Origin of the sequence: Bradyrhizobium sp. AUGA SZCCT0105, from assembly GCF_018129565.1 — a bacterium.
In the GTDB taxonomy this organism is placed as follows: Bacteria; Pseudomonadota; Alphaproteobacteria; order Rhizobiales; family Xanthobacteraceae; genus Bradyrhizobium.
In genome coordinates this window covers 1,217,894-1,230,359 of record NZ_JAFCMK010000002.1, presented here as the reverse complement: position 1 = coordinate 1,230,359, position 12,466 = coordinate 1,217,894, and the positions used below count along the sequence as shown (strand labels likewise).

Genomic DNA, 12,466 nt, shown 5'->3' with positions numbered 1-12,466 from the left:
CCGGGAAGAATCGAAGCCTTATAATCCGCTGGGCGGGAATGTAGATTGACCGAACCGTTCGGTCAATGGTATTGGTGGGAGTGACGATGCGCCGCACGGCCGTTCTTCCGCCATTGCGCGCGTCAAGAATTTTGGTGGGGAGCCTCGGTTATGGCCGCAGCACGGGATCAGGCTGCACGCATTGTTCGTTCCGGGCCCGAGATGGCCGCGGACGCGGTGGCGCGCGACGCATCCGCCGATCTCGGCGAGCAGGCCAGAACTGACGAAGCCAAAAGGGCCGACGAAGCCAAGAGTCCCGGCGAAAAGGGTCCCGGTGACAAGCGTCCCGCCGAGGCGCCGCCCGCTTCTGCGCCCGAACAGCCGGCGGCGTCGCCCGCTGCCGCGGCGCCGAAATCCGGCAAGCGCAGATTCGTGATGATGGGCGTGCTCGGGCTGCTCGCGCTCGCCGGCGCGAGCTATGCCGCCTATTACCTGATGGTTGGGCGCTTCTACATCTCGACCGACGACGCCTATGTCCGCGCCAACAACACCATGCTCGGCGCGCGCGTCGCGGGCCATATCGCGGCGATCCTGCCCGGCGACAACGCGCTGGTGCGTGCAGGCGATGTGATCTTCCGGATCGATGACGGTGACTATCGCATCGCGGTCGACGCCGCGCGCACGCGGATCGCGACCCAGCAGGCGACGATCGAGCGCATCGGTCGCCAGGTCGCGGCGGCCGAAAGCTCGGTCGAGCAGGCGCAGGCGCAGCTCGTCTCCGCCGAAGCCGGCCTGAAGCGCGCCGATCTCGATTTCGATCGCCAGCAGGCGCTGAGCACCAAGGGCTTTGCCTCGCGCGCCACCTTCGAAGTCTCTGAAGCCGGCCGTGATCAGGGCGCGGCCGCCGTGCGGTCGGCGCAGGCTGCCTACGCCGCCGCAAAGAGCAACGTCGATGTCACCAAGGCGCAGCAGGCCGAGGCCCGCGCCCAGCTCGCCGAGTTGCAGACCCAGCTCGCCAAGGCCGAGCGCGATCTCGATTTCACCCAGGTGCGCGCGCCGGTGGACGGCACCTTCTCCAACCGTCTCGTCAACACCGGCGATTACATCAATGTCGGCCAGCGGCTTGGCAATGTGGTGCCGCTCGACGGCGTCTTCATCGACGCCAACTACAAAGAGACCCAGCTCAAGCGCATCCGCACCGGGCAGCGGGTAACGATCAAGGTCGACGCCTACGGCTTCCGCAAGTTCACCGGCATCGTCGACAGCATCTCGCCGGCCGCGGGCTCGGTGTTCACGCTGCTGCCGCCCGACAACGCCACCGGCAACTTCACCAAGATCGTGCAGCGCCTGCCGGTCCGCATCCGGGTGCCGAACAGCGTCGCCAAGCAGGGCATGCTGCGCGCCGGGATGTCGGTCTACACCACCGTCGACACGCGAGAGGGCGCGGCCGATGCCGATGCCGATACCGACCTCGACGCGCCGATGATGATCCATCCGCAGTGATGCTTGAAGCTTCGGACCGCGGGTTCGAAGCGCGGAGCCTGATGAGCCCATGGCCGACGCGACCACTGCCTCTCCCTCGATGATGACCGGCGCCTCGGAGACCGAGCGGCTCCAGCCCAAGCGGGTGGTCGCCTTCATCATCATGGTGTTCGGCATGTTCATGTCGATCCTGGACATCCAGATCGTCTCGGCCTCGCTCACCGAGATCCAGGCCGGCCTGTCGGCGTCTTCGACCGAAGTCTCGTGGGTGCAGACCGCCTATCTGATCGCCGAGGTGATCGCGATCCCCTTGTCGGGATTCCTGTCGCGCGCGCTCGGCACCCGGCTGTTGTTTGCGATCTCGGCGTTCGGCTTCACGGTTTCGAGCCTGCTGTGCGGCTTTGCCTCCTCGATCGAGCAGATGATCCTGTGGCGCGCGCTGCAGGGCTTCCTCGGCGCCGGCATGATCCCGACGGTGTTCGCCTCGGCCTACACCATCTTCCCGCGCTCCAAGTTCTACATCGTGGCGCCGATCATCGGGCTGGTCGCGACGCTGGCGCCGACCGTCGGGCCGACCGTCGGCGGCTACATCACCGATCTGATGTCGTGGCACTGGCTGTTCTTCATCAACATCGTGCCCGGTGTCATCATCACCATCGGCGTGCTGGCGCTGGTCGATTTCGACCAGCCGAACTTCGCGCTGCTCGAGCGCTTCGACTGGTGGGGCCTGATCTTCATGGGCGGCTTCCTCGGCTCGCTCGAATATGTGCTCGAGGAAGGCCCGCAATATGAATGGCTGCAGGACACTTCGGTCGCGATCTGCGCCGCGATCGGCTTCGTTTCGGCGGTCGCCTTCTTCTGGCGGGTGCTGACCGCGGAGGAGCCGATCGTCGATCTCTATGCCTTCTCCAACCGCAATTTCGCGGTCGGCTGCGTGCTGCAGTTCTGCATCGGCATCGGGCTGTACGGCCTGACCTACGTCTATCCGCGCTATCTCGCTGAGATCCGCGGCTACAGCGCGCTGATGATCGGCGAGACCATGTTCATCTCCGGCATGACGATGTTCTTCATGGCGCCGGTGGTCGGCCGGCTGATGCAGAAGGTCGATCTGCGCTACATCATCGCCTTCGGCCTCGTCACCTTCGCGCTCGGCTCCTGGCAGATGACCTGGATTACGCGCGAGTACGATTTCTACGAGCTCTTGGTGCCGCAGATCCTGCGCGGCATCGGCATGATGTGCGCGATGGTGCCGACCAACAACATCGCGCTCGCCACGCTGCCGCAAGACCGCGTCAAGAACGCCTCCGGCCTGTTCAACCTGATGCGCAATCTCGGCGGCGCGGTCGGGCTCGCTCTGATCAACGAAGCGCTCAACGACCGCACGGATCTGCACATCTCGCGGCTGCAGGACCGGGTGACCTGGGGCAACGCGACCGCGGTCGAGACCCTCAACAATTTCACCCAGCGCCTGCAGGGCATGGGCGATTCCGCCACCATGGCGATGAAGCAGCTCTCGCAGCTCGTGCACCGCCAGGCCCAGGTGATGAGCTATGGCGACGCCTTCTTCATGCTGTCGCTGTTCTATGTCGGCCTCAGCCTGCTGGTGCTGTTCGTCAACAAGCCGCCGTCGATGACCGCGGGCGGCGGCGACGCGCATTGAACGCATCGGCTTCGCGCGCGATGTGCGCCCGGTCGCGTGCAGAGCGTTGCATCATCGACACATTGCCGCACTCACGCGCTTGTCATCTTGCCAATCGCGCGTGATGCATTTATAAGCAGCCCATTCCTTACTCGAACCCGGGAGATGCGCATGAAGTCGTTTATTTCGCAGATCGCGCGCCCACGTTCGATGGTGCTTGACGCGGCTTCGCGTTAGCTCCCGACGCTGATCGGGCCTGATCCCCGATCACCCAAACTTCCCAACACGTTATCTACAATTTCCAGCGACATCAGCGGCCGGATTCCGTCCGCATGTCGCCTCAGATGGAGCCGGCTTGCGCTGCAGAAGCGTGGCCGGAATGTGCCATGACCTCTCTGACGACCAAGCGACCGGCCGCGATCCGGATCGTCCTGCCATTCGTGTTCCACCACTGGCTGGAGCAGCCGCTGCGCGCCTTCGCCGTGACGGCGGGCTTCCTCGGTGCGACCGCGGCCGACCTGTTCATGCCGGTTTTTTCTGGCCATCTGGTTGATGCGCTGACCGCGGGTGCCACCGATGCCGCCGCGCGCCATGGGGCGATGCTGGCATTCGGTGCCATCGTCGGCCTCGGCGCGCTGTCGCTGATGCTGCGGCTGGTCGGTATCCAGACCATCGTGCCGTTCACGCTGAAGACGATGTCCGATGTCGGGCAGCAGGCCTTCATGCGCGTGCAGCGCTTCTCGACCGACTGGCACGCCAATTCGTTCGCGGGCTCCACCGTGCGCAAGATCACGCGCGGCATGTGGGCGCTCGACCTGCTGAACGACACCATCCTGATGGCGCTGTTGCCGTCGCTGGTCGTGCTGCTCGGCTCGATGATCCTGCTCGGGCTGCACTGGCCATCGCTCGGCGCGGTGATTGCCGTGGGTTCGGTGATCTATGTCGCGATGACCATGGTGTTCCAGGTGCGCTACGTCGCGCCGGCCGCGCGCGTCTCCAATGCGTGGGACACCAAGGTCGGCGGCACGCTGGCCGACGCCTTGACCTGCAACGCGGTGGTGAAGTCGTTCGGCGCCGAGACGCGCGAGGACATGCGGCTGGACGGCGTCATCAGCCGCTGGCGCCGGCGGGTGCGGCGGACCTGGTTGCGCTACAACCACACCTCGACGGCGCAGCTGCTGGTGCTGTTGTGCTTCCGCGCCTCGGTGATCGGCGGCGCGATCCTGCTGTGGGCGGCCGGCCACGCCACGCCGGGCGACGTCACCTATGTGCTGACCAGCTACTACATCATCCACGCCTATCTGCGGGATGTCGGCATGCACATCAACAACCTGCAGCGTTCGGTGAACGACATGGAGGAGCTGGTGCAGATCCATGGCGAGCCGCTCGGCATCGCCGACGCGGATGATGCCAGGACGATCGACATCCAGGGCGGCCGCATCGTGTTCGACGACGTCACGTTCCACTATGGCGGCCATCGCTTGCCGCTCTATGACGGGCTGTCGGTCGACATCGATGCCGGCGAGCGCGTTGGCCTGGTCGGGCGCTCCGGCTCTGGCAAGACGACCTTCGTCAAGCTGGTGCAGCGGCTCTACGACGTCTCCGGCGGCAAAATCCTGATCGACGGTCAGGATATCGCCAAGGCGACGCAGCAATCGCTGCGCAGCCAGATCGCGATCGTGCAGCAGGAGCCGATCCTGTTTCACCGCACGCTGGCGGAGAACATCGCCTATGGCCGGCCGGGCGCCAGCATGGAGGCGATCGAGCAGGCGGCGCGGCTTGCCAATGCGCACGAGTTCATCATGCGGCTGCCGAAGGATTACGGCACGCTGGTGGGCGAGCGTGGCGTCAAGCTGTCGGGCGGCGAGCGGCAGCGCGTGGCGCTGGCGCGCGCCTTCCTGGCGGATGCGCCCATTCTGATCCTGGACGAGGCGACCTCGAGCCTCGATTCGGAGTCCGAGGCGCTGATCCAGCAGGCGATGGAGCGGCTGATGAAGGGCCGCACCTCGATCGTGATCGCGCACCGGCTGTCGACCGTGCGCAGCATGGATCGCATCCTGGTGTTCGATCGCGGCGAGATCGTCGAGCAGGGCACGCATGAGGTGCTTGCGGCACGGCAGGGCGGCATCTACCGCGGCCTGTTCGAGCGGCAGGCGACCGAGTTCGGCCAGGCGGCGGCGGAGTAGGGCAGTGGCGCGTGGCTGGCGGGCGATGTTCCGCTAGCCACGCGCCGCGGAGGTTGTGTCGTGCGGGTCACGACCTGCATGAAATGACGGGGCCGCCGATTGAGGCGGCCCCATGCGCGTGTCTATCAAGCAACGCCCAGCGAAGTGGCTGGCTATTGCTCGACTTCGACGACATACCGTCGCAACGTCTTTTGAGACTTCTCGCGCTCGGCGGCAAGATCGGACCAGTCCTTCGACTTGTAGAATGCCACGGCGTCGTCCACGCTGTCCCACTCAACAATGGCGACGTTCTTGGGAGGCGTGCCTTCGATTCCCTGGACCCGTCCGTTCACCGTGCGCAAGGCACGACCATGATGACTGGCAATCGCCTTTCGAGCAGCTTCGAGGTAGGTGGACGAGACTTTCGCTCCGGCAACCGGTTCGATCTCGGCGACACTGTAAGCCTTCAGCTTGGCTTGGGCGTGCAGCCCCTCAACTGCGATACCGCCAATTGCCGAAACCGGCGAATAACGCCATTACCAACGTGTTTCGAGTTCTCATGACTTCCTCCAGCAAAAAATGATTGGCAAAAGGAATCGAACAGTTCACGTCGAAATGACGGGCCTTCTGTGGCCCACCATCCACTCAAGCCTCTTAATGAACGCGATGCGGGTCAATGTCGGATCCAAGGCACTTCGAAAATTGTTTTTCAGTCACAAAGTTTCTCTACTTGCCAATTCAGAAACAACCTTGCGGCCGCCCGCGCAGCCGCACCTTTCAAGAAGGTCGCCGCCGCGCGGTTCGATCATCTTCAGTCCTTGCGAGCACGGGCCATTCTCTGCTGCGCGATCCGCGCGCTACCGCGGCGCCAGCCCGTTCCACACCAGCGCCACGCCGGACAGGAACAGCAGCACCAGCACGACGTCGGAAAAATTGCGGTCGCTGAGCGCGTGGTAGAGGCGCGAGCCGAGCCAGGCGCCGAGCAGCGTTCCTGGAAACGCACAGGCCGTCAACCAGATCAGTTCGGGCTTCACCAGGCCGCTCGCGATCTGGACCAGGAGCGCGGCCGCCAGGATCGTGAAGTTGAAGATCTGAAACACGCCGCGGCGCTGCTGCTTGCCCCAGCCGCGCACGCTCGCCCACAGGATCGGGAGCGGGCCGGACAGTCCGGCGAGGCCGCCGAGGATGCCGCCGGCAAATCCGATCGCGCCGTCGGCCCATTTGCCGCCGAAGGCGATCGACATCGGCTTGCGCTGCAGGAACAGCAGGGTCGGGAACACCAGCAGGAAGACGCCGATTGTCAGCTTGAAGACCTCGGGGTCGGCGCGGGCGATCAGCAAAATGCCGATCGGCACGCCGGCGAGGCCCGCGATGACGAACGGCCAGACCAGGCGGAAGTCGATGGTCTTCCAGATCGACGGCAGCGTCGACACCTGCGCGATGACCGAGCAGACCAGCACCAGCGGCACTGCAAGCGTCGGCGGCAGCACATAGAGCCAGATGCCGAGCGCCATCAGCGCGGTGCCGAAGCCGGCAAGACCGGAGACGAAACCGCCGGCAAGCGCGCCGAAGAACAGGACCGCGTAGCTTGCCGGGTTCAGTTGCTTTCTCCTTCGTCGTCATTCCGGGGCGATGCGAAGCATCGAACCCGGAATCTCGAGATTCCGGGTCTGGTCCTTCGGACCATCCCGGAATGACGATCATGTTTTGCCGCGACGTTTACACGACGCGGGCGGCGGGTACACTTCAAAATCGCGGCTCATCAACGATAATCGGAATGGAAGCATCCCCATGACTGCGAGTTCGTCCACTGCGCATTCGTCCAAAACCTTTCTGGTCTGTCACGGCGCCTGGTCGGCCGGATGGGCGTGGAAGAAAATGCATCCCCTGATGCAGGCCGCCGGGCACCGGCTCGTCACGCCGAGCTACACCGGGCTCGGCGAGCGCGCGCACCTTGCGCATCAAGGGCTCGACCTGGAGGCGCATATCCAGGACATGCTCAGCGTCATTTCGTACGAGGATCTGCGCGACATCGTGCTGGTCGGTCACTCCTATGGCGGCATGGTTGCGACCGGCGTCGCCGACCGGGTGCGTGAGCGCATCGCGCAGATGATCTATATCGATGCCTTCGTGCCGCGCGACGGCCAGTCCCTTTTCGACCTCAACGAGCCGGCCATCGAGACCATGCGCGAGCTCGCGAGCGACGGCGACGGCTGGCGCATCCCGCCGATGCCGACGCCGCCGGATACGTCTCCCGCAGACGTCGAATGGCTCACCGCGCGCCGCGTCGACATGCCGATCAAATGCTTCGAGCAGAAGCTGAAGCTGCAACACGGCGAAACGAATTTGCCGCGCAGCTACATCTACGCCACCCGCACCACCCAAGCCGATACGTTCGGCCAATTCGCCAGGCGCATCAAGAATGAACCCGGCTGGCGCTATTTCGAGATCGACGCCAGCCACTCGCCGAACGTCACCGCGCCGGAGGCGTTGATGGCGCTGCTGCAGGAGATCGTTTCCTGACGCGCCGTCATTCCGGGGCGATGCGAAGCATCGTCCCGGAATCGACCGGGTGCGCTTGTTCGCCCGCGGTCATGCGCCACGCGTATCGCGCACCGCCTGAGCGACTTTCGTCGCCTGCGACACGCGTCCGATTTTCGCGCCTGCAATGATCTTTCTTCGGAGTTCGCTCGGCTTCGACGCCATGCCTTCGCCTGCGGTCGCTCCGGCCGGGGGACGGGTCGTGAAGTTCGCGGCTCGGTGCAGCGCGAGGGCCTTTCGAGCTGCTTCGACATGCGCGGTCCGGGTCGCCAAATTGTGCTGACGCCTGAGCTCCGTGTTCACCCGCTTCAATGCCGCTGCGAACACTTGCTTCCGCTCTGAAGCATGCTTGGCGGTTCCCGGAAAGCTTGTCCCGCGAGCCTCAGCTTTTCCGCGGCTCTCTCGCTGCTTTTGCCGGCCGACCGTTCGCTCCTTGTCGCGCATCTTGCGCAGGCGGGGGCGCATGGCTTCAAGCTCGGATACCTCGACGCCATGGATGGCGGGATGATGCGTCAGGCGGATTGCCTCATATTCTTCGTGGCTAAGAATGCTGCGCTCGAACTTGCAGGCGACCGACATTACCATTCCTCCTCTTGATTTCTTGAATCGCGGGCAGAAGGACACGTCCAGCTTCAGCAGATCATAGCTCCGGTCCCGCCAAGGACCCAAATTCGGCTAGCACCTCGGTCACGACGATCGTCCGCTTTGCCGTAGTGTGCGGGCATGGAACTCCTACTTTTCTGCCTTGTCGTCCTTGAGACGAATCCCCTCGGTCCGCAGAGCCGCAAAGAGAGCCGCGATGTCCTCGGGCTCCATGTTGTTGGGGCACATCCCGTTGAGTTGCTCGGTTGTGATCGTGCCCGTGCTCCTGGCGATGTCTCTTGCCTTCGCCATGATCTTCTGAAGGTCCATCTGCGATCCTCCGCGAGGCACACATCCTACCCCCGCCAACCAATTATGTCGCCTTTTTAAGAAACGTGCCTGCGCCGCGAAGCGAACCAATCGCGTTGGTGCCGCCAACGATGAGGCAACATCCTTGGTGAAGTCCGCCATCGGAACCGGACGGTGACCGCAACTTTGTCTCGCACGTTCCGCCAAACCGCGACATAATCAGAGTCCCACGTGCTGGTGAACATGGCCTCATGAACCGCAGCCCCGTGCTCGTTGATCTGGCGCTCCAAGGTGGAGGCTCGCATGGCGCGTTCACATGGGGTGTCCTGGATCGGCTCCTCGAAGAATCATGGTTTCAGATCGCGGGCATATCCGGGACATCGGCCGGAGCGATGAATGCTGCCGTGCTGGCGGATGGCTGGACCGCGGGTGGCGCTGCGGGCGCACGTGAAGCGCTTGAAAAATACTGGCGAAGCGTCTCACGCGCCGCCGCATTCAGTCCGCTGCAACGGTCGCCGCTCGACCGTCTGATGGGACGCTGGTCGCTCGACAGCTCTCCGGCCTATCTCTTCACGGATTTGATGTCGCGGATGCTTTCACCCTACGACCTCAATCCCCTCGGCTTCAATCCGCTGCGCGACATATTGAACGATAGTATCGATTTCGAGCGTCTTGCACGCGCGCCGATCAAGCTCTTCATAACCGCCACACGGGTTCGTACGGGGCGGGGGCGGATTTTTCGCAACGCGGAGATTACCGCGGATGTCCTGCTCGCGTCGGCCTGCTTGCCAACGATGTTTCGTGCGATCGAGATCGATGGCGAGCCCTATTGGGACGGCGGCTATGCGGGCAATCCCACGGTCACGCCGCTGGTCCGCGAGACCGACGCACACGATACGGTCGTGGTCCAGATCAACCCGACCGAGCGGCCGGAGCAGCCGCGCACGGCCGCTGACATTCTCGACCGGCTCAACGAGATCTCGTTCAATTCTCCGCTGGCAAAGGAGCTGCGGATGATCGCGCTGCTTCGTCAGGTCGCCGACCCCGGCACCGGAGAGGGCGCCCGCTGGGCCCAGATGAAAACGCATCGGATCAAGAGCGACATGCTTGCGACGTTCGGTTCATCATCCAAGCTCAATGCCGAATGGGCGTTCGTGACCAAGCTGCACGAGGAGGGGCGGCGTGCCGCCGGCGAATTCCTCGACGCGCATGGCGCCGATATCGGTGAGCGCTCGACCGCCGATCTGGATATTCTGCTGGCGGAGTGCTGAGCCGATGGGTCTCCTCGGCATTCTCGTCGGGCTTGGACTGCTGGTCGGTCTTGCGTTCCGCGGTTGGAGCGTCCTGCTGCTCGCGCCGCTCTGCGCGTCGGTGGCCGCAGCCTTCGGTGGCGAGCCGTTGCTTGCCAACTGGACGCAGACCTTCATGGCCAGCGCGTCGGAGTTTCTCGCGCAGTTCTTTCCTATTTTTCTGCTTGGCGCCGTGTTCGGGAAACTCATGGATGACAGCGGCGCGGTCGCTGCGGTCGCGGGCTTCATCTCCCGATGTCTGGGCGAACGCCGTGTCATCCTCGCGGTCGTGCTCGCCGGTGCACTGGTCACCTACGGCGGCGTCAGCCTCTTCGTCGCGTTCTTCGTCATCGTTCCGATGGCGCAGTCGCTGTTTCGCACGGCAGGGATTCCGCGTCGTTTGGTGCCGGCGGCGGTTATTCTCGGGACTTCGACCTTTACCATGTCGGCGCTGCCGGGCACGCCGTCGATACAGAATGCGATACCGATGCCTTTCTTCGGCGCGACTCCGTTTGCCGCACCGGGCCTTGGCGTTGTCGCGTCGACGATCATGCTTGGTGTCGGGCTGTGGTGGCTTCTTCGCGCAGAGCAAGCGGCGCGTCGCGCAAATGAGGGCTATGGCGACGAGCCGCCGGTTTCGGCGGATGCAGCCGACGATGAGTTGTTGCGCGAGCGGGCGACGACGGCGCGAGAATTTGACCCGGCGGAGATCCGCCACGGACATCACAGCGACGCCGCCGTCCCGGTCCTCAACGCCATCCTTCCCCTGATCGTCGTTGTCGCAGTCAATCTGCTGATGTCGCTCGTCGTCCTGCCCCGGCTTGATTTCTCATTCCTGGCCGAACAGCGATGGGGAAATACATCGCTGGCTGCCGTGGCCGGTGTCTGGTCGGTTGTCGTGGCGTTGGCTGCAGCGATCGTGACGGTCATACTCTGCAACTGGACGCGACTGCCTGCACTGCGACGAACCATGGATGCCGGTGCGAATGCGTCGGTCCTGCCGGCGCTGAGTGTCGCAAGCCTTGTCGGATTCGGCGCCGTTATCGCCTCGCTTCCGGCTTTCGGCGTGGTGCGGGAGTGGGTGTTGCGAATTGAGGGCGGCCCATTGGTGTCGCTCGCAGTCGCGACGAACATCCTTGCCGCGCTGACGGGGTCGGCTTCTGGCGGCTTGACGATTGCGCTCGATGCGCTGGGCAAGACCTATATGGGTCTTGCCGCGGAGGCGGGTATTGAACCCGGCCTCCTGCATCGCGTCGCGGTGATCGGTTCGGGGACACTGGACATTCTGCCTCACAACGGCGCGGTCGTTAGCCTGCTTGCGATCTGCGGGCTCAGGCATCGCGACAGCTATCTCGACATCGTCATGGTCGGCATTGCGAGTTCCGTCATTGCTCTCGCCGCGGTGATTGCAATCGGCACCGCGTTCGGGTCGTTCTGACGCAAGACGATGGGTCGGCTCGACCGGCCGCGGGCGCGCGTAGCTGGAATGAAGTTTACTGAAAATGGCGAAGGGCCCGGCGTGTTGCGCCGAGCCCCTCATACTCCAAAATATCAGCCGGCCTGTAAGCCGGGTTCTGTAGGGCACCATTCTCGCGAATGGTACGCGACGGCCATTCCTCTGGGACAAGGTTTGCACCTTGCCTCGAGCAACCTACCCGGACAGCGGGCCTGACATCGCCCTGCGGTGTTATCGCGCGTGCGCGAACTAACCGCGTTGCCGTCCCTATTCGGTTTTGCTCCCGGTGTGGTTTGCCATGCCGTCTCCGTTGCCGGAAACGCGGTGCGCTCTTACCGCACCTTTTCACCCTTGCTACCTCCGAGGAGGGAGCGGTTCGTTCTCTGTGGCACTTTCCCTGGGGTCGCCCCCGCCGGACGTTATCCGGCACCGCATGTCGATGGAGCCCGGACTTTCCTCCCCCGCGGCCTTTCGGCAGCAGCGGGAGCGGCCGTCCGGCCGACTGACGCCCACGGCATGGGCGTTTCCGCCCGATCCGTCAAGCGGATAACGGCGGCCAAGGCGGCCAAAATAATTTATCCTGAAGATGTCGTTTGACCTGCCGCCCGTTCGACTGGGTGTCGGCGATCCAGCCGATCAAGAGGAGAGATGAGATGCAATACCTGTTGCTGATCTACCGGAGCGACGCGGAATATGGCCGTATGAATGCCGACGACCGCAAGGCCGTGACGGCGGAGTACGGTGCCTACACCCAGTCCATCATCCAGAGCGGGCACTTCAAGGCGGGCGACGGGCTGCAGCCGGTGTCGACGGCCACTACCGTGCGGGTTCGTGACGGCAAGACGCTGACGACCGATGGGCCGTTCGCGGAAACCCGTGAACAGCTCGGCGGCTACTATCTGGTCGAGGCCAAGGATCTCGACACCGCGCTCGGCCTTGCGGCGCGGATTCCCGGCGCCAAGACCGGCTCGATCGAGGTCAGGCCGGTGATGATCTATGACAACCCGCGATGACGCCGTTATCG

11 protein-coding genes and 1 other RNA gene are annotated in these 12,466 nt (G+C 64.1%); 7 read left to right on the top strand and 5 right to left on the bottom strand.

The window, feature by feature from the left end; translation table 11 throughout:
- The first annotated feature begins 150 nt into the window (after positions 1–150).
- The 3 genes from JQ573_RS14890 to JQ573_RS14880 all read left to right on the top strand — a co-directional run bounded on the left by JQ573_RS14890 (position 151) and on the right by JQ573_RS14880 (position 5,286).
- Positions 151–1,482, top strand: coding sequence for an HlyD family secretion protein (locus JQ573_RS14890; protein WP_212310563.1), 1,332 nt, complete (start codon positions 151–153; stop codon positions 1,480–1,482).
- Positions 1,483–1,531: 49 nt separating this feature from the next.
- On the top strand, positions 1,532–3,121 hold the full coding sequence (locus JQ573_RS14885; RefSeq protein ID WP_212310562.1) for a DHA2 family efflux MFS transporter permease subunit: 1,590 nt from the start codon (positions 1,532–1,534) through the stop codon (positions 3,119–3,121).
- A gap of 365 nt (positions 3,122–3,486) precedes the next feature.
- Positions 3,487–5,286: an ABC transporter ATP-binding protein gene (locus JQ573_RS14880; RefSeq protein ID WP_212310561.1), complete on the top strand. Its 1,800-nt coding sequence runs from the start codon at positions 3,487–3,489 to the stop codon at positions 5,284–5,286.
- 152 nt (positions 5,287–5,438) lie between these two features.
- Here the strand turns inward: JQ573_RS14880 and JQ573_RS14875 are convergent, their stop codons facing one another.
- Together JQ573_RS14875 and JQ573_RS14870 are read right to left on the bottom strand one after the other, a co-directional pair.
- Positions 5,439–5,735, bottom strand: coding sequence for a DUF1330 domain-containing protein (locus JQ573_RS14875; RefSeq protein ID WP_249131830.1), 297 nt, complete (start codon positions 5,733–5,735; stop codon positions 5,439–5,441).
- Positions 5,736–6,122: 387 nt separating this feature from the next.
- Entirely contained in the window at positions 6,123–6,866 is a 744-nt protein-coding gene (locus JQ573_RS14870; protein WP_212310794.1) for a sulfite exporter TauE/SafE family protein, read from the bottom strand.
- A gap of 190 nt (positions 6,867–7,056) precedes the next feature.
- Here JQ573_RS14870 and JQ573_RS14865 point away from each other — a divergent pair, with 190 nt between their 5' ends.
- Entirely contained in the window at positions 7,057–7,788 is a 732-nt protein-coding gene (locus JQ573_RS14865; RefSeq protein WP_212310560.1) for an alpha/beta fold hydrolase, read from the top strand.
- A 69-nt stretch (positions 7,789–7,857) separates the two neighbouring features.
- Here the strand turns inward: JQ573_RS14865 and JQ573_RS14860 are convergent, their stop codons facing one another.
- A complete protein-coding gene (locus tag JQ573_RS14860; RefSeq protein ID WP_212310559.1) occupies positions 7,858–8,385 on the bottom strand; it encodes a hypothetical protein in 528 nt (175 codons plus the stop codon).
- 153 nt (positions 8,386–8,538) lie between these two features.
- Positions 8,539–8,718 (bottom strand): hypothetical protein, encoded by a 180-nt coding sequence (locus JQ573_RS14855; protein ID WP_212310558.1) that lies wholly within the window; start codon positions 8,716–8,718, stop codon positions 8,539–8,541.
- Positions 8,719–8,948: 230 nt separating this feature from the next.
- On the opposite strand from JQ573_RS14855, the gene JQ573_RS14850 reads away from it, so the two are divergent.
- Positions 8,949–9,968, top strand: a complete 1,020-nt coding sequence (locus tag JQ573_RS14850) for a patatin-like phospholipase family protein (protein ID WP_212310557.1) — start codon at positions 8,949–8,951, stop codon at positions 9,966–9,968.
- Between the two features lie 4 nt (positions 9,969–9,972).
- Positions 9,973–11,424 carry a GntP family permease gene (locus JQ573_RS14845; RefSeq protein ID WP_212310556.1) on the top strand — a complete coding sequence of 484 codons (1,452 nt, stop codon included), beginning with the start codon at positions 9,973–9,975 and terminating at the stop codon, positions 11,422–11,424.
- A 109-nt stretch (positions 11,425–11,533) separates the two neighbouring features.
- Here JQ573_RS14845 and rnpB read toward each other — a convergent pair.
- Positions 11,534–11,948: RNase P RNA component class A (gene rnpB / locus JQ573_RS14840), an RNA gene on the bottom strand.
- A 147-nt stretch (positions 11,949–12,095) separates the two neighbouring features.
- Here rnpB and JQ573_RS14835 point away from each other — a divergent pair.
- Positions 12,096–12,455, top strand: coding sequence for a YciI family protein (locus JQ573_RS14835; protein ID WP_021077249.1), 360 nt, complete (start codon positions 12,096–12,098; stop codon positions 12,453–12,455).
- Positions 12,456–12,466 lie beyond the last annotated feature (11 nt).

What these genes read in the sequence shown, in the direction of transcription:
- JQ573_RS14880 (WP_212310561.1), top strand. Translation starts at nt 3,487, where the DNA reads ATGACCTCTCTGACGACCAAGCGACCGGCCGCGATCCGGATCGTCCTG.
- JQ573_RS14860 (WP_212310559.1), bottom strand. Translation starts at nt 8,385, where the DNA reads ATGTCGGTCGCCTGCAAGTTCGAGCGCAGCATTCTTAGCCACGAAGAA.
- JQ573_RS14855 (WP_212310558.1), bottom strand. Translation starts at nt 8,718, where the DNA reads ATGGACCTTCAGAAGATCATGGCGAAGGCAAGAGACATCGCCAGGAGC.
- JQ573_RS14885 (WP_212310562.1), top strand. Translation starts at nt 1,532, where the DNA reads ATGGCCGACGCGACCACTGCCTCTCCCTCGATGATGACCGGCGCCTCG.
- JQ573_RS14835 (WP_021077249.1), top strand. Translation starts at nt 12,096, where the DNA reads ATGCAATACCTGTTGCTGATCTACCGGAGCGACGCGGAATATGGCCGT.
- JQ573_RS14865 (WP_212310560.1), top strand. Translation starts at nt 7,057, where the DNA reads ATGACTGCGAGTTCGTCCACTGCGCATTCGTCCAAAACCTTTCTGGTC.
- JQ573_RS14845 (WP_212310556.1), top strand. Translation starts at nt 9,973, where the DNA reads ATGGGTCTCCTCGGCATTCTCGTCGGGCTTGGACTGCTGGTCGGTCTT.
- JQ573_RS14850 (WP_212310557.1), top strand. Translation starts at nt 8,949, where the DNA reads ATGAACCGCAGCCCCGTGCTCGTTGATCTGGCGCTCCAAGGTGGAGGC.
- JQ573_RS14890 (WP_212310563.1), top strand. Translation starts at nt 151, where the DNA reads ATGGCCGCAGCACGGGATCAGGCTGCACGCATTGTTCGTTCCGGGCCC.